The 21451-nt window shown below is 62.4% G+C and carries 17 protein-coding genes; 14 read left to right on the forward strand and 3 right to left on the reverse strand.

Features of this window, described 5'->3' with window-relative positions:
• Positions 1–239 precede the first annotated feature (239 nt).
• The gene (locus HU762_RS01410) at positions 240–1070 is read left to right on the forward strand and encodes an undecaprenyl-diphosphate phosphatase (protein WP_186631867.1); all 831 of its coding nucleotides are present in this window, start codon (positions 240–242) and stop codon (positions 1068–1070) included.
• A complete protein-coding gene (locus HU762_RS01415) occupies positions 1067–1489 on the forward strand; it encodes a DUF1294 domain-containing protein (RefSeq protein ID WP_186631870.1) in 423 nt (140 codons plus the stop codon). The genes HU762_RS01410 and HU762_RS01415 overlap by 4 nt, the downstream gene beginning before the upstream one ends.
• A gap of 27 nt (positions 1490–1516) precedes the next feature.
• On the opposite strand, the gene HU762_RS01420 is transcribed toward HU762_RS01415, so the two are convergent.
• From HU762_RS01420 to HU762_RS01430, 3 genes are all read right to left on the reverse strand, one after another.
• Positions 1517–2194 (reverse strand): Crp/Fnr family transcriptional regulator, encoded by a 678-nt coding sequence (locus HU762_RS01420; RefSeq protein ID WP_186631872.1) that lies wholly within the window; start codon positions 2192–2194, stop codon positions 1517–1519.
• A gap of 140 nt (positions 2195–2334) precedes the next feature.
• Positions 2335–2982, reverse strand: a complete 648-nt coding sequence (narL, locus tag HU762_RS01425; RefSeq protein ID WP_186631875.1) for a two-component system response regulator NarL — start codon at positions 2980–2982, stop codon at positions 2335–2337.
• Positions 2979–4778: a HAMP domain-containing protein gene (locus HU762_RS01430; RefSeq protein WP_186631878.1), complete on the reverse strand. Its 1800-nt coding sequence runs from the start codon at positions 4776–4778 to the stop codon at positions 2979–2981. Before HU762_RS01430 ends, narL begins: the two co-directional genes overlap by 4 nt.
• Positions 4779–5082: 304 nt before the next feature.
• Between HU762_RS01430 and HU762_RS01435 the strand changes: the two genes are divergently transcribed.
• From HU762_RS01435 to HU762_RS01490, 12 genes are all read left to right on the forward strand, one after another.
• The gene (locus HU762_RS01435) at positions 5083–6387 is read left to right on the forward strand and encodes a nitrate/nitrite transporter (protein ID WP_186631882.1); all 1305 of its coding nucleotides are present in this window, start codon (positions 5083–5085) and stop codon (positions 6385–6387) included.
• Positions 6365–7762, forward strand: a complete 1398-nt coding sequence (locus tag HU762_RS01440) for a NarK family nitrate/nitrite MFS transporter (protein WP_186631885.1) — start codon at positions 6365–6367, stop codon at positions 7760–7762. The genes HU762_RS01435 and HU762_RS01440 overlap by 23 nt, the downstream gene beginning before the upstream one ends.
• A gap of 63 nt (positions 7763–7825) precedes the next feature.
• Positions 7826–11599 (forward strand): nitrate reductase subunit alpha, encoded by a 3774-nt coding sequence (locus HU762_RS01445; RefSeq protein ID WP_186631888.1) that lies wholly within the window; start codon positions 7826–7828, stop codon positions 11597–11599.
• A gap of 1 nt (position 11600) precedes the next feature.
• Positions 11601–13139, forward strand: coding sequence for a nitrate reductase subunit beta (gene narH / locus HU762_RS01450; protein WP_186631891.1), 1539 nt, complete (start codon positions 11601–11603; stop codon positions 13137–13139).
• 2 nt (positions 13140–13141) lie between these two features.
• Positions 13142–13897 (forward strand): nitrate reductase molybdenum cofactor assembly chaperone, encoded by a 756-nt coding sequence (narJ, locus tag HU762_RS01455; RefSeq protein ID WP_186631893.1) that lies wholly within the window; start codon positions 13142–13144, stop codon positions 13895–13897.
• Complete coding sequence (narI, locus tag HU762_RS01460; RefSeq protein WP_186631896.1) at positions 13890–14570, forward strand: respiratory nitrate reductase subunit gamma; 681 nt, start codon at positions 13890–13892, stop codon at positions 14568–14570. The genes narJ and narI overlap by 8 nt, the downstream gene beginning before the upstream one ends.
• A 10-nt stretch (positions 14571–14580) precedes the next feature.
• Positions 14581–15531: a peptidylprolyl isomerase gene (locus HU762_RS01465; RefSeq protein WP_186631898.1), complete on the forward strand. Its 951-nt coding sequence runs from the start codon at positions 14581–14583 to the stop codon at positions 15529–15531.
• Between the two features lie 25 nt (positions 15532–15556).
• Positions 15557–16549, forward strand: coding sequence for a GTP 3',8-cyclase MoaA (moaA, locus tag HU762_RS01470; protein WP_186631901.1), 993 nt, complete (start codon positions 15557–15559; stop codon positions 16547–16549).
• Positions 16550–16810: 261 nt separating this feature from the next.
• Complete coding sequence (locus HU762_RS01475) at positions 16811–18826, forward strand: ribonucleoside triphosphate reductase (RefSeq protein WP_186631904.1); 2016 nt, start codon at positions 16811–16813, stop codon at positions 18824–18826.
• Between the two features lie 31 nt (positions 18827–18857).
• Complete coding sequence (gene nrdD / locus HU762_RS26880; protein ID WP_186631907.1) at positions 18858–19019, forward strand: anaerobic ribonucleoside-triphosphate reductase; 162 nt, start codon at positions 18858–18860, stop codon at positions 19017–19019.
• Entirely contained in the window at positions 19016–19711 is a 696-nt protein-coding gene (locus tag HU762_RS01485; protein ID WP_238340326.1) for an anaerobic ribonucleoside-triphosphate reductase activating protein, read from the forward strand. The genes nrdD and HU762_RS01485 overlap by 4 nt, the downstream gene beginning before the upstream one ends.
• 111 nt (positions 19712–19822) lie before the next feature.
• The gene (locus HU762_RS01490; RefSeq protein WP_186631910.1) at positions 19823–21442 is read left to right on the forward strand and encodes a methyl-accepting chemotaxis protein; all 1620 of its coding nucleotides are present in this window, start codon (positions 19823–19825) and stop codon (positions 21440–21442) included.
• Positions 21443–21451: the final 9 nt, after the last annotated feature.

Genomic DNA, 21451 nt, shown 5'->3' on the forward strand with positions numbered 1-21451 from the left:
TATCGACGACGGCACTCTAACGCTCGGCGCCTGGACATGGTTGACCTGGGTCATGACGCGGCAGCGTTAGCAGGGCTTGTCTGATAGGATTTCGGCCCCGCAGCGCAAAACCTGAGCCCGTTCTGATTTTTCATTGGTTTTTTTTGAAAGGTCGCGGTTATCGTGCAGCCGCTGCGTGCACCTGCGTACCGCTTAAATATTGATAAGGCCCGAACGAACGGGTCTTTTTTGGGGGATGAATGGATTTGTGGACTGCCTTTTCGGCACTGATTCTTGGCGTGGTCGAGGGCCTGACGGAGTTCTTGCCGATTTCCAGCACGGGGCACCAGATCGTTGTCGCTGACTTGCTGGAGTTTGGTGGCGAGCGTTCGATGGCGTTCAATATCATCATCCAGCTCGGGGCGATCCTGGCGGTGGTCTGGGAATTCCGGCGCAAGATCTTCGAGGTGGTGCTGGGCTTGCCGACCCAGCCCAGCGCCCGCCGGTTTACCGTCAATCTGCTGATTGCTTTTTTCCCCGCCGTGATACTCGGCGTACTGCTTGCCGACTGGATCCACCATTACCTGTTCAACCCGATCACCGTCGCCGCGGCGCTGGTGCTGGGTGGCTTCGTGATGCTCTGGGCCGAGAAGCGCCAACACCGCGTGCACGCCGAAACCGTGGACGACATGACGTGGAAGGATGCCCTGAAAGTCGGCCTGGCCCAGTGCATCGCGATGATTCCCGGCACTTCCCGCTCCGGGGCAACCATCATCGGCGGCCTGCTGTTTGGCCTGTCGCGCAAGACGGCTACCGAGTTTTCGTTCTTCCTGGCGATGCCGACCATGGTCGGTGCCGCGGTTTATTCGGGCTACAAATACCGCGAACTGTTCGTCCCGGCGGACTTCCCGGTGTTCGCGATTGGCTTCGTCACGGCGTTCATTTTTGCCATGATCGCGGTCAAGGGGTTGCTGCGCTTCATCGCCAGCCACAGCTACGCGGTGTTCGCCTGGTATCGGATCGCGTTCGGCCTGTTGATCCTGGCGACCTGGCAATTTGGCTGGGTGGATTGGACATCGGTCAAGCCATGAACGATTCAGGCAGGCGCGCCGCGCGTCAAGCCGGCGGGCCCGTGCAGAACCTGCGATTGAAACTGGCTGTGTTTGCGTTGCTCTGCGCCTTGCCATTGTCCGGCTCGCTCTTGCTCGGGCTGCAAGGCGAATCGTGGGTGCCGATGGTCGCTTATGGCATCGTCAGTGTGGTGGCATTTTTGTTGTACTGGAGCGACAAGCGCAAGGCGCGTTCCGACGCCTGGCGCACGCCGGAGAACGTGCTGCATGCCGTGGAACTGGCGGGCGGCTGGCCCGGCGCGCTGCTCGCCCAGCAGCTGTTTCGCCACAAGACCCGCAAGGTGTCGTTCCAGGTGGTGTTCTGGTTCATTGTGTTGCTGCACCAGGGATTCTGGATCGACCAATTGTTTTTGGGTGGTCATCTGTTGGCATGGGTCTAGGCCTCAAAAAAAGGGCCGGCTGCCCAGTTATTGCTGGTAATCCACCAGTTCATCCTCAGCCAGAATGCGAATATTACGTCGCTCCATGGCAATCAACCCGCCATCGACCAGACGATGGAGGATCCGTGAAAAGGTCTCCGGCTGGATGCCCAGCTTGGAGGCCACCAGGCGCTTGGACACTTGCAGCACCACCTGGCCGTCACGTGGGTCGCGCTCCTGCAACAGGAAATTGATGACCCGTCGGCTGGCGCTGGCCAGGGTCAGGTTGTCGATGTCCTTGAGGCGTTGGTGCAAGTGGATGCTCATGCTGGCCAGGATCGCCAGGCAGACCTTGGGCTGGTCCTCCAGGGCCTTGCGGTAATGGGTGCCTTCGATGCTCACCAGCACGCTGTCCTTGATCGCCGACGCGCTGACCGGGTAACAACGGGCCTGGCTGAACAGCAGGGCCTCGGCAAAGGTCTGGCCGGGCTGGATGATTTCCACCAGGTTTTCCTGGCCTTCGCCCGTGACACGGAACAATTTGATCTGGCCGCTGACCAGCAGGAAGAACCGCTTGGCCGGGTCGCCCTGATGCATGAGCGTGCTGTTGCAAGGCAGCCGCTTGAGTACGGCCAAGTTGCACACGTCTTCGAAAACCCGTTCTGGCAATTGGCTGAACAGGTGATGACGGCGCAACAGTAGAACGATGGAAGGGTGGGTCAGCATGGCGTACCTCCGCGTGCCGTCATGGTAGGGCCCTGGGCCTCGCCGGCCTATGCCTCGGCAGGCTTACCTCGGAAGAGGGATGGGGTGTCGCTGCGACGCAATTCCCGTGGCGAGGGAGGTGCCTATCCATCAACCTCGGTTCAGCCCGCCCCACGCAAATGCTCCATCGCCCACACCGCCGCTTCGACCCGGGAGCGCAGGCCGAGCTTGTGCAGCAGGTTCTTGACGTGGACCTTGACCGTGCCTTCGGTGATGCCGAGTTTGTGGCCGATGACCTTGTTGCTGTAGCCGCTGGCGATGGTCCTGAGGACCTGGCGCTCGCGTTCGGTCAATTCCACGTCGGCTTGGCGCGGCGGCGAGCGCAGGGCCTGGGCCATGACGCGGGTCAGGCCGGGACTGATCACCAGGGCGCCGTCGAGCGCGTCGCGGATGTACTGGATCAGCAGTTCGGGTTCCATGTCCTTGAGCAGGTAGCCGTTGGCGTCCAGGCGCAGGGCGTCGCGGATATCGTCTTCGGCGTCCGATACGGTGAACAGCAGCACCTTGCCGGTGTAGTTCATGGCCCGCAGGCGGCGCAGGGTCTCGATGCCATTCATCTGCGGCATGTTGTTGTCCAGCAGCACCAGGTCGGGCTTGAGCGGTTCGATCAGTGCCAGGGCTTCTTCGCCGTGGCTGGCCTCGCCGACGATCTGCAGATCGTCTTCGAGTTCGAGCATCTGGCGGATGCCGCGACGCATCATCGGATGGTCGTCGACCAGCAGCAAGGTGTGACGCAGGGGGGCGTTCATGTTGCGATGCCTTCGGGGTGGTGGCCCAGGAATTCCGGTTGGAAGCACACCTGGATACGGGTGCCCTGGGGCGTTCGGGAGAGAATCTGCAGTTCGCCGCGCAGGCTGCGGGCGCGTTCGTTCATGATGTTCAGGCCGTGGTGTTCGCGTTGGTCGACTTCGCCACTGAAGCCACGGCCATCGTCTTCGATGGACAGCCTCACGGTTTCGCCGTCCTGGCGCAGTTCGAGCCAGGCGTTTTCGGCGTGGGCGTGGCGCAGGCAGTTGGACAGCGCCTCGCGGGTGATCTGCAAGACGTGGATCTGCTCGCTGGCCGCCAACTCGAAGGCCAGGGTGTCGATGAACAGGTGGACTGTGAAATCGCCCCGGCTGGAGAATTCCTCGGCAGTGTCCTTGAGCTCCTGGACCAGCCCGTCGTCGCGAATCTGCAAGCGAAAGGTGGTCAGCAACTCCCGCAACTGGCGATAGGCGTTATTGAGGCCCTCGCGCAGCTCGCCAGTGACAGCCTCCAGGGTCTGCACCGGTTCGCCGCGACGCATCAGCGTCTGCATGCGGCTGACTTGCAGCTTCATGTACGACAGGGCCTGGGCGAGGGAGTCATGCAGTTCCCGGGCGATGATCGTGCGCTCGTCGAGCAGCAACAGGCGATGGTCCTGCTCACGCTGGCGCTTGAGCGACAGCGTGGTGCCGATCAGATTGGCCAGGGCCTGGATCAATGCGGTTTCCCAGGGTTGCGCCGCATGACCGTCGACAAAATGCGCCTTGAGCTCACCCAGCTCGTTGCCCTGGTTGCTGATGCTGAAGGCCTGCGGACGCGCGGCGTTATGTTTATGGCAGCTGGCGCAATCGCTGCTGGCGCACACCTGGCGGCTGGCGGCGCCATGCAGGGCCAACAGGTGCTTGGCCGGCGCCTGCAATTGCCCTTGCAGGCACAGCGTCAGGCGCAACCCCGGCAAACGCTGCTGGAAGCGCCGGATCAATTCATCCAAGCCTTCGGCATTGGCCTGGCGCGTCGCCAGGCTGCGACTGCTCTGGTAGAGCAATTCGAGGGCGGCATTGGCCTGTTGCAGGTTCAGGGTCTTTTGTTGCACCTGGGCTTCCAGGGTGCGGTGGGATTGCTCGATGGTCTCGGCCATGGTGTTGAAACTGGTCGCCAACTGGCCCAGCTCATCCTCGGACTGATGGTTGACCCGCACCTGGAATTCGCCACGGCGAAAGCGCTGGGTGGCGTCCACCAGTTCCTGCAAGGGCGTGACCACCCCGTACTGCAATTCATACAGGCCGATCAGCAGGATGATCATGGTGCTGAACAACGCCATGCCCTGGATCGTCTGCTGCCAGCCTTGTTTGTGTTCGCTCTGGCGTTGCAACAGGGTGACGAACTGGTCCAGTTGCTCAACGAAAGAAGGGGCGCTGCCTTGGAAAAATGCTGCGTCGCCACGCTCGATGGCCGGGCGCAAGGTCTGGTTCCAGCGTTGCATAAGGTCGCGATAGCTCTTGTGCAGGGAGGTTTGCGGCCCGTCTTCCAGCACGACGCGCAGGGCCGGGCTGTCGAGGCGTTGTTGCAGGCTGGCGATGATCGCCGGGATGTCGTCGTTGGCCCCCGCCGCCAGTTTCCAGCTCAGGTGGTAGGTCTCCATGCGCACGGAACCGGCGGTGTTGATGGCGGCAGCGTCGCCCTGGCTGAACCAGGCGATCAAGCCGGCGCTCAAGGAACTGGCCAGGGCCAGGATGGCGATCAGGATCACCGCCAGCCCGGCGCGAGCGGGCAGGGAGCTGCGCAGCCAGCCCATCATTGAGGCTGACTGCGCATGAAAATCTGCAACACGAACATGAGCGACGCCTGGACCTGGGGTGTAGTCGCCGATCCTGGGCGCACTACCTCTAAAGAGTTGTCGGCCGCTCCGTTTCGATAAAAGCTTCGGCAGACGTGTTCAATGCATTGATAAATAAGAGGGCTTATCAAATTCAGGCTCTACCCCCTTAGAGGTAGACGGCCCCAGCATAGGCCAGTACCACCGGGGCGCACGTTGACCCAGGTCAAGTTTTAGCGGGGTTCGCGTCACTAGTCTGCGCTCAACGAATTGACTGGAGTGCAGCGTGATGCGAGCGCAAGTGCAACAAGGGCTGGTGCTGGGGATGAGTACCCTGGCCTTCACCGTGTGCTTCATGGTCTGGATGATGTTTGCCGTGCTCGGCGTTCCGATCAAGGAACTGCTGGCCCTCAACGAAACCCAGTTCGGACTGTTGGCCGCCACGCCGGTGCTCACCGGTTCGCTGGTGCGCCTGCCCTTGGGTTTGCTCACCGATCGCTTCGGCGGGCGCATCGTGTTTTTCCTGCTGATGCTGTCCTGCGTGTTGCCGCTCTACCTGATCACCCTCGCCACGGCCTATTGGCAGTTCCTGGTGCTGGGCCTGTTCGTCGGCCTGGCCGGCGGGTCGTTCTCGGTGGGCATTGCCTACGTCGCCAAGTGGTTCGACAAGCAGAACCAGGGTTTCGCCATGGGCGTGTTCGGCGCCGGCAACGCTGGTGCCGCCGTGACCAAGTTCCTCGCCCCCGCGCTGATCGCGCTCGGCACTTGGCACCTGGTGCCGAAGGTGTTCAGCGCCATCCTGTTCATCACTGCGCTGCTGTTCTGGTTTCTCACCAGCGAGAAAAAGGAACACAGCGGTACTGGCGGCGCCACGTTGCGTGAGCAACTGAAATCCCTGAAAGACCCGGCCGTGTGGCGCTACTGCCAGTACTACTCGATCGTCTTCGGTGGCTACGTCGCCCTGGCCCTGTGGATGACCAAATACTACGTGCAGGAATACGGCTTCAGCCTGCAAAGCGCGGCGCTGCTGGCGGCGTGTTTCTCCCTGCCCGGCGGCGTGTTGCGGGCCGTCGGTGGCTGGATGTCTGACCGTTGGGGCGCCCAGAGCGTGACTTGGTGGGTGTTGTGGGTGAGCTGGATCTGCCTGTTCCTGCTGTCCTATCCCCAGACCCAACTGCAGGTGCAAACCGTCAACGGCATCGTCGATTTTCACATCGGCCTCAACGCCACGCTGTTCACCGTGCTGCTGTTCGTGATGGGCATCGCCTTCGCGTTCGGCAAGGCCTCGGTCTTCAAATACATCGCCAACGACTACCCGCAGAACATGGGCGCGGTGTCCGGCATCGTCGGCCTGGCCGGCGGCCTGGGTGGGTTTGTGCTGCCGATCATGTTCGGCGCCCTGGTGGACCTCACTGGCGTGCGCTCGTCCTGCTTCATGTTGCTCTACGGCGTGGTCTGGGTCTCGTTGATCTGGATGTACCTCAGCGAAGTGCGCAAGCGCCCGCTGCTGGGTAAACAACCGCCGGCCGGCCAATCCCCGTTTTCCAGCATTGCCCAAGGAGAAGAACATGTCCGTTCTGCAAACGCCTGAAAAGGGCCCGGTCATTCATGACTGGCGCCCGGAAGACCCTGCATTCTGGGGGCGCAGCGGCAAACTGACGGCCCGGCGCAACCTGTGGATTTCGATCCCGGCGCTGCTGTTGGCCTTCGCCGTGTGGATGGTCTGGAGCACGGTGATCGTGCGCCTGAACGCCATCGGCTTCAGTTTCACCACCGACCAACTGTTCTGGCTCGCGGCGTTGCCGGGGTTGTCCGGCGCCACCTTGCGCATCTTCTATTCGTTCATGGTGCCGATCTTCGGCGGCCGTCGCTGGACCGCGCTGAGCACCGCGTCGTTGCTGATACCGGCTTTGTGGATGGGCTTCGCCGTGCAGGATTCGAGCACGCCCTACAGCGTGTTCGTACTGATCGCATTGCTCTGCGGTTTCGGTGGCGGCAACTTCGCCTCAAGCATGTCCAACATCAGCTTTTTCTATCCCAAGTCCCAGCAAGGCACCGCCCTGGGCCTGAACGCCGGGCTGGGTAACCTGGGCGTATCGGTGATGCAATTCAGCGTGCCGCTGGTGATTTCCTTCGGTGTGTTCGGCTTCATGGGCGGCCAACCCCAAGTGTTGGCCGATGGCAGCTCGCTGTGGTTGCAGAACGCCGGTTTCATCTGGGTGCCATTCATCCTCGCCGTGACCCTGATTGCCTGGTTCGGCATGAACGATCTGTCCAGCGCCCGGGCTTCGTTCAGCGAACAGGCGGTGATCTTCAAACGCAAGCACAACTGGCTGATGTGCTGGTTGTACCTGGCGACCTTCGGTTCGTTCATCGGTTTCTCCGCCGCGTTCCCGCTGCTGATCAAGACCTCGTTCCCGGAAGTCATTGCCCTGAAATTCGCCTTCCTTGGCCCGCTGGTGGGCGCGCTGGTACGGCCGCTGGGCGGCTGGCTGGCGGACAAGCTCGGCGGCGCGAAAGTCACCCTGTGGAACTTCGTGTTGATGATCGCGATGGTGTTCGGCGTGTTGCACTTTCTACCCAAAGGCGGCGAGGGCGGCAGCTTCTACGGCTTCCTGGGCATGTTCATGTTGCTGTTCATCACCACTGGCGTGGGCAACGGTTCGACCTTCCGCATGATTCCGGTGATCTTCCGCACCCTGCACGAAAAATCCGCCCTGGGCAAAAAGCCCGAGGTGCGTGAGCAAGCACTCAAGAACGCCGGCAAGGAATCGGCCGCCGTGCTGGGTTTCAGCTCGGCCATGGGCGCCTTCGGAGCCTTCTTCATTCCCAAATCCTTCGGCACTTCGATGGCCCTGACCGGCGGCCCGGAGATGGCCTTCTACATGTTCGTCGGCTTCTACCTGAGCTGCATCGTGGTGACCTGGTGGTGGTACGCCCGCAAAGGCGCGGCGACACCCTGCTAAGACGAATTCAACTATTGCGTGGGCGGGGCGAAGACCCCGGAGCAAGCCTGAGAGGAAGACACTGTGAGTCATTTACTGGATCAACTGCGGTTTTTCAACCGCAAGCAAGGCGAGTTTTCAGACGGCCACGGCGAGACCCGCAAGGAGTCCCGCGACTGGGAGAACGTCTACCGTTCGCGCTGGCAGTACGACAAGATCGTGCGGTCCACCCATGGGGTGAACTGCACCGGTTCGTGCTCGTGGAAAATCTACGTCAAGAACGGCCTGATCACCTGGGAAACCCAGCAGACCGACTACCCGCGCACCCGCAACGACCTGCCCAACCACGAACCACGCGGCTGCCCTCGCGGCGCGAGCTACAGCTGGTACATCTACAGCGCCAACCGGCTCAAGTACCCGAAGATCCGCAAGCCGCTGCTCAAACTGTGGCGTGAAGCCCGGCGGACCCTGGCGCCTGTCGAGGCCTGGGCCAGCATCGTCGAAGACAAGGCCAAGGCCGACTCGTACAAGAGCAAGCGCGGCATGGGCGGCTTCATCCGTTCCAACTGGGAAGAAGTCAACGAGATTATCGCCGCGGCCAACGTCTACACCATCAAGGAACACGGCCCGGACCGGGTGGTGGGCTTTTCGCCGATCCCGGCCATGTCGATGGTCAGCTACGCCGCCGGCTCGCGTTACCTGTCGCTGATCGGTGGCGTGTGCCTGAGCTTCTACGACTGGTACTGCGACTTGCCGCCAGCTTCGCCGATGGTCTGGGGCGAGCAGACCGACGTGCCGGAATCGGCCGACTGGTACAACTCCAACTACATCATTGCCTGGGGTTCCAACGTCCCGCAGACCCGCACCCCCGACGCGCACTTCTTCACCGAGGTGCGCTACAAGGGCACCAAGACCGTGGCGATCACCCCGGACTACTCGGAAGTCGCCAAGCTCACCGACCTGTGGCTCAACCCCAAGCAGGGCACCGACGCCGCGCTGGCCCAGGCCTTCAACCATGTGATCTTCAAAGAATTCCACCTGGACAAGCCGAGCGCCTATTTCACCGAATACGCCAAGCGCTACACCGACCTGCCGGTGCTGGTGATGCTCAAGCCAATGCTCGGCGCGGCCCCGGGCGCGGGTTATCAGCCGGACCGTTTCCTGCGGGCCAGCGACCTCACCGATAACCTCGGCCAGGAAAACAACCCGGAATGGAAAACCATTGCCCTGGACGCCAACGGCGAACTGGTTTCGCCCCAAGGCTCCATCGGATATCGCTGGGGTGAGAAGGGCAAGTGGAACATCCTGCCCCGCGAAGGCGGCGAGGGGCGCGAGATCGACCTCAAGCTGAGCCTGATCGGTGGCGACATCGCCGAGGTGGCATTCCCTTACTTCGCCGGCGAAGCCCAGGAATACTTCCAGCATGTGGCCGGTGACGCGGTGCAGTTCCGCCGCGTGCCGGTGCACAGTGTGGTGCTGGCCGATGGCAGCGTGGCGAAAGTCGCCACCGTGTTCGACCTGTCGGCGGCCAACCTGGCGATCGACCGTGGCCTGGGCGGCGCCAACGTTGCCAAGGACTATGACGACGCCTCGGTGCCCGGCACCCCGGCCTGGCAGGAGCAGATCACTGGTGTGAGCCGCGAGAAGGCGATCCAGATCGCCCGCGAATTCGCCGACAACGCCGACAAGACCCGTGGACGCTCGATGATCATCGTCGGTGCGGCGATGAACCACTGGTACCACATGGACATGAACTACCGTGGGCTGATTAACATGCTCATGCTCTGCGGTTGCGTCGGCCAGACCGGCGGCGGCTGGGCCCACTACGTCGGCCAGGAAAAACTCCGTCCGCAATGCGGCTGGCTGCCCCTGGCCTTTGGCCTGGACTGGAACCGTCCGCCACGGCAGATGAACGGCACCAGCTTCTTCTACGGCCACAGTTCGCAATGGCGCCACGAGAAGATGAGCATGCACGATGTGCTCTCGCCACTGGCCGACAAGTCGCAGTTCCCCGAGCACGCCCTGGACTACAACATCCGCGCCGAACGGGCCGGTTGGTTGCCGAGCGCGCCGCAGCTCAACACCAACCCGCTGCACATCTGCCGCGATGCCGCCGCCGCGGGCCTTGATCCCAAGGACTACGTGGTCAAATCGCTGCAGGACGGTTCCCTGCGCTTTGCCTGCGAGCAACCGGACAGCCCGGTGAACTTCCCGCGCAACATGTTCATCTGGCGTTCCAACCTGCTGGGCTCCTCGGGCAAGGGCCACGAGTACATGCTCAAGTACTTGCTCGGCACCAAGAACGGCGTGATGAACGAAGACATCGGCCACAGCACCGAGTGCAAGCCCACGGAAGCCGAATGGGTCGATGAGGGTGCCATTGGCAAGCTCGACCTGGTGACCACCCTGGACTTCCGCATGTCCTCGACCTGCGTGTATTCCGACATCGTCTTGCCGACCGCCACCTGGTACGAAAAAGACGACATGAACACCTCGGACATGCACCCGTTCATCCACCCACTGTCGGCCGCCATCGATCCGGCCTGGGAATCGCGTTCGGACTGGGAGATCTACAAAGGCATCGCCAAGGCGTTTTCCGCCATGTCGGTCGGCCACTTGGGCGTCGAGAAAGATCTGGTCACGGTACCGTTGCTGCACGACAGCGTCGGCGAACTGGCCCAGCCGTTTGGCGGGACCGATTGGAAAAGTGCCGGGGTGGCGCCGGTGCCGGGCAAGAACGCACCCAACCTGCACGTGGTGGAGCGCGACTACCCGAACATCTACAAGCAGTTCACCTCCCTGGGCCCGATGCTGGAAAAACTCGGCAACGGCGGCAAGGGCATCAACTGGAACACCGACACCGAAGTGAAATTCCTCGGTGAGCTGAACCACAAGGAAGTCGAAGCGGGCATCAGCCAAGGCCGGCCAAAGATCGACAGCGCCATCGACGCCGCCGAAGTGATCCTGTCCCTGGCCCCGGAAACCAACGGCCATGTCGCGGTGAAGGCCTGGGCGGCGCTATCGGAATTCACCGGCATCGACCACAGCCACCTGGCGGTCTCGAAGGAGCACGAGGCGATTCGCTTCCGCGACATCCAGGCCCAGCCACGCAAGATCATCTCCAGCCCGACCTGGTCCGGCCTGGAAGACGATCACGTGAGCTACAACGCCGGCTACACCAACGTCCATGAGTCGATCCCATGGCGCACCATCACCGGTCGCCAGCAGTTCTACCAGGATCACCCGTGGATGCAGGCGTTCGGCGAGCAGCTGATGAGTTATCGGCCGCCGGTCAACACCCGCACCATCGAAGGCGTGAAGGGCAAGCGCAGCAACGGCGAGACCGAGATCGTCCTGAACTGGATCACCCCGCACCAGAAATGGGGCATCCACAGCACCTACAGCGACAACCTGCTGATGCTCACCTTGAGCCGTGGCGGGCCGATTGTCTGGCTCTCGGAAATCGACGCCAAGCGCGCCGGTATCGAAGACAACGACTGGATCGAGTGCTTCAACGTCAATGGCGCGCTGACCGCCCGTGCGGTGGTCAGCCAACGGGTCAAGGAAGGCATGGTGATGATGTACCACGCCCAGGAACGGATCGTGAACGTGCCCGGTTCGGAAACCACCAAGACCCGTGGCGGCCACCACAACTCGGTGACCCGCGTGGTGCTCAAGCCTACCCACATGATTGGCGGCTACGCGCAACAGGCGTATGGCTTCAACTATTACGGCACGGTCGGTTGCAACCGCGACGAATTCGTCGTGGTGCGCAAGATGTCCAAGGTCGATTGGCTCGACGGTTCCAGTGGCGATGATCTGCCGCGTCCACTGCCGACCGATATCGAGGAGAACTGAGATGAAGATCCGCTCACAAATCGGCATGGTCCTGAACCTGGACAAATGCATCGGCTGCCACACCTGCTCGATCACCTGCAAGAACGTCTGGACCAGCCGCGAAGGCATGGAGTACGCCTGGTTCAACAACGTCGAATCCAAACCGGGCATCGGCTATCCCAAGGAGTGGGAAAACCAGGACAAGTGGAAGGGCGGCTGGGTCCGCAACGCCGACGGTTCGATCAACCCGCGCATCGGCGGCAAGTTCCGCGTGCTGGCGAACATCTTCGCCAACCCGGACCTGCCGAGCCTGGACGATTACTACGAACCGTTCGACTTCGACTACCAGCACCTGCACACCGCGCCGCTGGGCGAGCACCAGCCCACCGCGCGACCTCGTTCGCTGGTGTCCGGCAAGCGCATGGAGAAGATCGAGTGGGGCCCGAACTGGGAGGAAATTCTCGGCACCGAGTTCGCCAAGCGCCGCAAGGACAAGAACTTCCACAAGATCCAGGCAGACATCTACGGCGAGTACGAAAACACTTTCATGATGTACCTGCCGCGCCTGTGCGAGCACTGCCTGAACCCGACGTGCGCGGCATCGTGCCCGAGCGGGGCGATCTACAAGCGCGAGGAGGACGGCATCGTCCTCATCGACCAGGAAAAATGCCGCGGCTGGCGCATGTGCATCAGCGGCTGCCCGTACAAGAAGATCTACTTCAACTGGAAGAGCGGCAAGTCGGAAAAATGCATCTTCTGCTACCCGCGCATCGAAGCCGGCATGCCGACCGTGTGTGCCGAAACCTGCGTCGGACGGATTCGTTACCTCGGTGTGCTGCTGTATGACGCCGACCGCATCAGCGAAGTGGCAAGCACCGCCAACGAGCAGGACCTGTACGAGAAGCAACTGGAGATCTTCCTCGACCCGAACGACCCGGCGGTGATTCGCCAGGCGCTGGCCGATGGCGTGCCGCAGTCGGTGATCGATTCGGCCCAACGTTCGCCGGTCTACAAAATGGCCGTGGACTGGAAACTCGCACTGCCGCTGCACCCGGAATACCGCACCTTGCCGATGGTCTGGTACGTGCCGCCACTGTCGCCGATCCAGAACGCTGCCACGGCCGGCACCGTGGGCATGAACGGAGTGATCCCGGACGTGGACAGCCTGCGCATCCCGCTGCGCTACCTGGCGAACATGCTCACCGCCGGCGATGAAAAACCGGTCAAGCTTGCGCTGAAACGCCTGCTGGCGATGCGCGCCTACAAGCGTTCCGAGCAAGTCGACGGCGTGCAGGACCTGCAAGTGCTGGCCGACGTCGGCTTGAGCGTGAACCAGGTGGAAGAGATGTACCGCTACCTGGCCATCGCCAACTACGAAGACCGCTTCGTGGTGCCGAGCGCCCACCGTGAAGACGCCATGAGCGATGCGTTCGCCGAACGCTCCGGTTGTGGTTTCAGCTTCGGCAGCGGCTGCAGCGGCAGCTCCGACACCAACATGTTCGGCGGCAAGAAGGCCAACCGCCGCGACGTGATCAAAACCGTGCAGTTGTGGGAGGAATGAACATGCGCATTCTCAAGGTGATTTCGTTGCTCCTCGACTACCCGACCGAGACCCTGGTGGCCGGTCGCGACGAGCTGGAACAGGCGATAGCGCAGGCGCGGGAAATCAGTCCCGCCCAACGCGCCGGGTTGTTCGAGCTGCTGGAGCTGGTTTGCGGCCAGGACCTGATGGACGGCCAGGAACACTACGGCGCGCTGTTCGGCCGCGGCCGGTCGCTGTCGCTGCTGTTGTTCGAACATGTCCATGGCGAGTCCCGCGACCGGGGCCAGGCCATGGTCGACATGATGGCCCAGTACGAAGAGGCCGGTTTCGCCATCGGCGTCAAGGAGCTGCCCGACTACATCCCGCTGTACCTGGAGTTCTTGTCCACCCGCGAAGACCTCGAGGCCCGCGAGGGCCTGGCCGATGTCGCGCACCTGCTGGCCTTGCTCGCGGCGCGCCTGGACGAGCGTGAAAGCGCCTACGCCAGTTGCTTCCGGGCCTTGCTGCAAATCGCCGGGGCCGAGCCCCAGGTGGCGGTAGCCGAGCTGCGTGAGCAAGTGAAGGCCGAACCACGGGATGACTCCCTCGAAGCCCTGGACAAGATCTGGGAAGAAGAGGCGGTGGATTTCATGCAGGCCGAACAGCAGGACCGTTGCAGTTCACTGCCGAGCGCACCGGGCAAGGTCCGAGAGGAAAGTGCGGTGCCGCTGCACTGGGTGGATTTTCAGCATGAAGGGCGGGCCGCAGCGCCGGCCGGGGAGGTGGGCAATGTCTAAATGGGATCTGTTGTTGTTCGGGGTCTACCCCTACGTCGCCCTGGCGATCTGTTTGATTGGCAGTTGGGCGCGGTTCGATCTGGCCCAGTACACCTGGAAGGCCGGTTCCAGCCAGATGCTGAGCAATCGCGGCATGCGCGTGGCCAGCAACCTGTTTCACATCGGTGTGCTGTTCGTGCTGGCCGGGCACTTCGTCGGGCTGCTGACGCCTTCGGCGGTGTATCACCACTTCCTGAGCACCGAGAACAAGCAATTGCTGGCGATGGTTTCCGGTGGTTTCTTCGGCGTGCTCGGCCTGGTCGGTTTGCTGATGCTGCTCAACCGGCGCCTGACCGACCCACGGGTACGCGCCACCTCCAACACCTCGGACATTCTGGTGCTGGTGGTGCTGCTGGTGCAACTGGTGCTGGGGCTGATGACCATCGTCGCCTCGACCGCCCACATGGACGGTTCGGTGATGGTGATGTTGGCCGACTGGGCGCAGAACACCGTGCTGTTGAAACCGGTGGAAGCGGCCACGGCGATGGCACCGGTGGGTCTGGTCTACAAGCTTCATGTGCTGCTGGGCCTGACCCTGTTCGTGTTGTTCCCTTTCACCCGTCTCGTCCACATCGTCAGTGCGCCGGTTTGGTACCTGGGACGTCGTTATCAAATCGTTCGGCAGAAGTTCTGAGGAGAAGATCATGGCGAGTGGATGCGGATGTGGTGGCGGTAGTGGTGGCGGCGGTTGCGGTTCCTCGGCGAAAGCGCCGCCAGTGGTCGATGTCGAACCCGTGGGTGCGGTGCAGTTCGAACCGGCCCAGGCCGGGCCGGTGGCGGAGGAAGCGCCGCAGTTGATCGCCAGCAGCGAGCAGGAGTGGCCGATCATCAGCGTCAACGGGGTGTCGATCACCCCGCAGGCGATGGCTCAGGAGTTGCAATATCACCCGGCTGACAGCCGCGAGGAGGCGGTCTATCAAGCCGCCCGGGCTTTGGTGATTCGTGAACTGCTCCAGCAACGTATCGCCGAACTGGGCCTGGCGTTGCAGGTCGGTGCCGGTGAAAACGAAGAAGAAGCGGCCACGCGGTTGTTGCTCGAACGCGAGGTGCAGGTGCCGCAGTGCGACGAGGCGACTTGCCTGCGTTATTACGAAAGCAACCGCGCGCGCTTTCACAGCGCGCCGTTGCTGGCGGTGCGGCACATCCTGCTCGAATGCGCGCCGGACGATGCCGAGGCGCGCAGCCTGACCCATGTCCAGGCCGAGTTGCTGCTGGAACGGCTGGACCAGTTCCCGGGCAGTTTCGCCGAGCTGGCGCTGAAGTATTCGGCGTGTCCGTCCAAGGAGCAGGGCGGTTCGCTGGGACAGATCAGCAAGGGCCAGACCGTGCCGGAGCTGGAGCGCCAGTTGTTCACCTTGCCGGCGGGCCTGGCCAGCAAACCGCTGGAAAGTCGCTATGGCTGGCACGTAATCAGCATCGACCAGCGCATCGAGGGTCAGGCGTTGCCTTACGAGGCCGTGGCGACGGCAATTCGCACCCAGTTGCAGCAGGGTGTTTGGCAAAAGGCGCTGGTGCAATACCTGCAAACCCTGATCGGTGCGGCGGACATCCGTGGCATTCATCTTCAGGGCGCCGACTCGCCGCTGGTGCAGTGAGCACGGGCTCAATCGGGAGATCTCCATGAACGCGGTGTTGCAGGACGGGTTTGGGCGCCAGATCGATTATTTGCGGATGTCGGTGACCGATCGTTGTGATTTTCGCTGTGTGTACTGTATGGCGAAAAACATGACCTTCCTGCCGCGTCAGCAAGTGTTGACCCTGGAGGAGTTGCAGCGCCTGGCCCGGTTGTTCGTCGGGCTGGGGGTGAAGAAGATCCGCCTGACCGGTGGCGAGCCGCTGATCCGTCCGGGCATCGTCGGGCTGTGTCGCGACATCGCGGCATTGCCCGGCCTGCGGGAACTGGTGATGACCAGCAACGGTTCGCAGCTGGCGCGGTTGGCCCGGCCGTTGGTGGATGCCGGCGTCAAGCGCATGAACATCAGCCTCGACAGCCTCGACGGCGAGCGGTTTCGGGCCATCACCCGTAACGGTGACCTGGGCCGGGTGCTGGACGGGATCGAGGCGGCGAAGGTCGCCGGGTTCGAGCGGATCAAGCTCAACTGCGTGGTGATGAAGGGGCGCAACTTCGATGAAGTCCCGGCGCTGGTGCAATACGCCATTGAGCAACGCATCGACATCAGTTTCATCGAGGAAATGCCCTTGGGGGACGTCGGTCGTTCCCGAGGCGAGTCGTTCTGTTCCAGCGATGAAGTAAGGGCGGCCATCGCCCGCCATCACCGCCTGCTCGACAGTACCGAAAACAGCGGTGGTCCGGCGCGCTACGTGCGCCTGGAACGCCACGCGGATACTCGGATCGGTTTCATTTCACCCAATACCCATAACTTCTGCGCCAGTTGCAACCGCGTGCGCATGACTGTCGAAGGGCGTTTGCTGTTGTGCCTGGGCCAAGAGAATTCCCTCGATTTACGTGGCTTGCTGCGGCGCTATCCGCTGGATGACCAGCCGATCATTCAATCGATCAAACAGGCACTCAAGGGCAAGCCCTTGCAGCATGACTTCAGCCCTGGCGGGGAAGTGCAGATCGTGCGGTTCATGAACATGAGCGGCGGTTAGGTACGCTGCACTCCGGCTCTTGTGGCGAGGGAGCTTGCTCCCGCTCGGCTGCGCAGCAGTCGCCTGCCTTTTTGGGCCTGCTTCGCAGGCCAGCGGGAGCAAGCTCCCTCGCCACGGTATTTTAGCGTTGGTGAAATAGCTTTCCAGGTCATTGTCCCTTCTTGACATCAGTCAATTTCAAGCAATCTCTTGGGACGTATTCTCTACTGCATATTGTGTATGAACGATAAAAAACACCTATATGTAGTGTCTGGAGCCAAAATGCAGAGCACGTTGATCTCAGTAGGCCGTAACCGCTTGCACAAGCGCGACGGCAGTGTGGTTGCCTTTGATGCGGACAAGATCCGCCAGGCGCTGATTGCCGCCGGCAAGGCCACCGGCGAGTACGCCGAAGCCGAGGCCGAGGTGTTGCTTGAGGCGGTGCTGGCGCGGTTGGAAGGGCAGACGCGGTTGAACGTCGAGCAGATCCAGGACCGGGTCGAGCGGGTGTTGATGGACGCCGGGTATTTCCTGTCCATGCGTGCCTACATCGTCTATCGCGAGCAACACGGACGCCTGCGTCGGGATCGCCGCACGCTGGTGGAAGTCGCCACGTCGATGAACGAATACCTGGACCGTGAAGACTGGCGCGTACAAGCCAACGCCAACCAGGGTTATTCCCTCGGCGGGCTGATCCTCAACGTGTCGGGCAAGGTCACCGCCAACTACTGGCTCGACGAGGTCTACAGCCAAGCCATCGGCCAGGCACACCGCGAGGCGGACCTGCACATCCACGACCTGGACATGCTCGCCGGCTACTGTGCCGGCTGGTCCCTGCGCACGCTGCTGCACGAAGGCCTCAACGGCGTGCCTGGGCGGGTCGAGGCCGGGCCGCCCAAGCATTTGAGCAGTGCCCTGGGACAGATGGTGAATTTCCTCGGCACCCTGCAAAACGAATGGGCCGGCGCCCAGGCGTTCAGCTCGTTCGACACCTACCTGGCGCCCTATGTGCGCAAGGACAATCTCAGCTACGACGAGGTTCGCCAATCGCTGCAGGAGTTCATCTACAACCTCAATGTGCCGTCGCGCTGGGGCACGCAAACGCCGTTCACCAACCTGACCTTCGACTGGGTGTGCCCTGAGGATCTGCGTGAACAGATCCCGGTCATTGGTGGCCAGGAGATGCCGTTCGCCTACGGTGACCTGCAAGTGGAGATGGAGCTGATCAACCGCGCCTACATCGAGGTGATGCAGGCTGGCGACGCGAAAGGCCGGGTCTTCACCTTCCCAATCCCGACCTACAACATTACCCATGACTTCCCGTGGGACAGCGAAAACGCCGACCGTTTGTTCGAAATGACTGCCCGCTATGGCTTGCCGTATTTCCAGAACTTCCTCAATTCGGACATGCAACCCAATCAGGTGCGATCGATGTGCTGTCGCCTGCAACTGGACGTGCGCGAACTGCTCAAGCGCGGTGGTGGCCTGTTCGGCTCGGCGGAACAAACCGGCTCCCTGGGCGTGGTGACGATCAACTGCGCGCGCCTGGGCTACTTGTACAAGGGCGATACCAGCGCGTTGTTGCAGCGCCTCGACGCCTTGATGGAGCTGGCGATGGAAAGCCTGGAGGTCAAGCGCAAGGTGATCCAGCATCACATGGACGCCGGTTTGTACCCTTACACCAAGCGTTACCTGGGCACCTTGCGCAATCACTTTTCCACCATCGGCGTGAACGGCCTGCACGAGATGCTGCGCAATTTCACGGGTGACAAGGAGGGCTTGCACACCGAGCAGGGCCGGGCATTCGCCTTGAAACTGCTGGACCACGTGCGGGCCACGCTGCTGCGTTTCCAGGAAGAAACCGGCCACCTCTACAACCTCGAAGCGACCCCCGCCGAAGGCACCACGTACCGCTTCGCCAAGGAAGACCTCAAGCGCTACCCGGATATCTTGCAGGCCGGCAGTCCGGTCGCGCCGTACTACACCAACTCGTCACAACTGCCGGTGGGCTTCACTGACGATCCGTTCGAAGCCCTGGAGCTGCAGGACGAACTGCAATGCAAGTACACCGGCGGCACGGTGCTGCACCTGTACATGGCCGAGCAGATTTCCTCCGCCCAGGCCTGCAAGCAGCTGGTGCGCAAGGCCCTGGGGCGCTTCCGCCTGCCGTACCTGACCATCACGCCAACCTTTTCCATCTGTCCGGTGCACGGCTACCTGGCTGGCGAACACGAGTTCTGCCCGAAATGCGACGAGGCCTTGCTGCTGAAACAGCAACTGGCAGGCAGCGTCCACTGATCCGATCCATTGACCGCAAGGAGCTTCACCCATGAATGCATCGCAAAGCCTTCCCCCCGCACAGCGTCAACGTTGCGAAGTCTGGACCCGAGTAATGGGGTACCACCGTCCGGTAGCGGCATTCAACCCGGGCAAGCAGTCCGAGCACCGCGAGCGGGTGCACTTCACCGAAAGCGCGGCCGGGCGTCCATGAGTCGAGTGCTTCGGGTCGGGGGCATGGTGCCCCTGACCACCCTCGATTACCCGGGCCAACTGGCGTGTGTACTGTTTTGCCAGGGTTGCGCCTGGCGTTGCCGTTACTGCCATAACCCGCAGCTGATCCCGCCGCGCGGCAGCGAGGAAGTGGATTGGTGCCGGGTACTGGCGTTCCTGCAACGCCGCCAGGATCTGCTCGACGCCGTGGTGTTCAGCGGCGGCGAACCAACCTTGCAGGACGGCCTGGCGCCAGCCATGGAAGAAGTGCGGCAGATGGGCTTTCGTATCGGCCTGCACAGCGCCGGTATCAAGCCGGCGGCTTTCGCCAAAGTGGTCGGGCTTGTCGACTGGGTGGGCTTCGACGTCAAGGCTCTGCCCGAAGATGCCCTGGAGGTGACCCGCGTCGAAGGCAGTGGCGCAGCGAACTGGCGCAGCCTCGATCATCTGCTGGACAGTGGCGTGGACTACGAATGCCGCACCACCGTCCATTGGCACCTGTTCGACCCCGACCGACTGCTGACCCTGGCCCGACGCCTGAGCGAGCGGGGCGTCAAGCGTTTTGCCGTGCAGCTGGTGCGCACCGCCCGGATGCTCGACCCCCATCTTTCCAGCGTTTCGGCACAGGCCTTGCAGCCAGAGCTGTGGGCCGCGATGCGCGAGTTGTTCCCTTCGTTCGTGTTGCGCAATTGACCGACCGCAGGGACCCGTCCTCGACAGCGGCCCGGAATCACCGGGCCACACTTTTTTATGGTTTTCAAATGCGCTGCCAATCGGCAGGTAGTTGAACAGGGAGCATTTGACATGACCAGACTCACCACTGCCCAACGTATCGTGATGGGCTTTGCCATCGCGCCTTTGGCATTGATCGCCCTGGCGCTGTATGCCCTGAACGATTTGGCAACGCTGCGTGACCAGGCGGTGCAGATCGTCCAGCAGGATTGGCCCAGGATCAATCCGATCATGGTCATCGCCACGGGCGTGCGCGACAACGCCAGGAACACCCGCGACCTGTTGATCGACAAGAACAATACGCAGGTCCAGCAGTCCATCGACACTACCCGGCAACGCATCACCCAGGCCTTCGCAACGCTCGAACCGCTGTTCGACCAGCCTGAAGGCAAGGCCGCCTACGCTGAGCTGAAGAAGCGCCGAGAGGCCTACGTGGCGGCGTTTGTCCAGGTCCAGGCGCTGATCCGCCAGGGCGCTACGGATGAGGCGATGACGCAGCTCAAGCAAGGCGTGATTCCGGCGGAGCTTGAGGTGTACAAGAGCCTCGAAACGATGATGGCCCTGCAGGGCAGGATTTTTATCGAGCGTGAGCAACTGGCCCAGGCACGCTACAGCGACGCGCGACGCAACATGCTTGCACTGGTGCTGGCTTGCCTGGCCGTGGTAAGTACCGTCGCGTTGCTGGTGACCCGCAGCGTGACCCGTCCGCTGGGCGGCGAGCCCAACGACGCGGCGCGGGTGCTGAGCCACATCGCCCGGGGCGATTTGACGATCCGGGTGCCCGTCGGCGTCGGTGCGAACGACAGCGTCATGGGCAACATGCACGAGATGCAACAGAGCCTCAACACCATGGTCCGGCAGATTGCGGCTTCGGTGGATCGGGTCGCCAGTTCCTCCGAAGAACTGAGCGCCGTGAGCAGCCAGACCAACAGCACCTTGCAGTTGCAAGGACAGGAAATCGAACAGGCCGCGGCGGCGGTGAACCAGATGACGGCGGCGGTGGATGAAGTGGCGCGCAACGCGGTGAGTGCCAGCGAAGCTTCGCGGTTGTCCGAGCAAACTGCCCAGCGTGGCCGTGATCAGGTGCAGGAAACCGTCGCCTCGATTCACGCACTGGCCGACGGGGTCACAGACACCTCGGGCCGAATCCAGCAACTGGCCGGACGCGTGCAGGACATCAGTTCGGTGCTGGAGGTGATCCGCAGCATTGCCGACCAAACCAACCTGCTGGCATTGAATGCAGCCATCGAAGCCGCCCGGGCCGGCGATGCCGGACGTGGGTTCGCGGTAGTGGCCGACGAGGTGCGGGCCTTGGCCCATCGCACACAGGATTCGACCCGGGAAATCGAAGACATGATCGGCAACATCCGCCAGGACAGCGAACAGGCCGTCACCGCGATGCAAGGCAACAGCGAACGGGTGCGGATCACCCTGTTAGTCGCCCAGCGCTCCGGAGACGCGCTGGATGAAATTGCCCTGTCGATCGGGCAGATCAACGAGCGCAACTTGATGATCGCCAGCGCCACGGAGCAGCAAGCGCTGGTGGCCCGCGAGGTGGACCGCAACCTGGTGGGCATCCGCAACCTGTCCGAGCAGGTATTGCTGGGAGCCCGGCACACCGACACGGCCGGCCAGGACCTGGCGCAGATGGCCGGGGCGCTGCATCAGACGGTAGCGCGATTCAAGGTGTAGGTATTAGGG

It is taken from the genome of Pseudomonas sp. SWRI92, from assembly GCF_014268685.1.
In the GTDB taxonomy this organism is placed as follows: Bacteria; Pseudomonadota; Gammaproteobacteria; order Pseudomonadales; family Pseudomonadaceae; genus Aquipseudomonas; species Aquipseudomonas marvdashtae.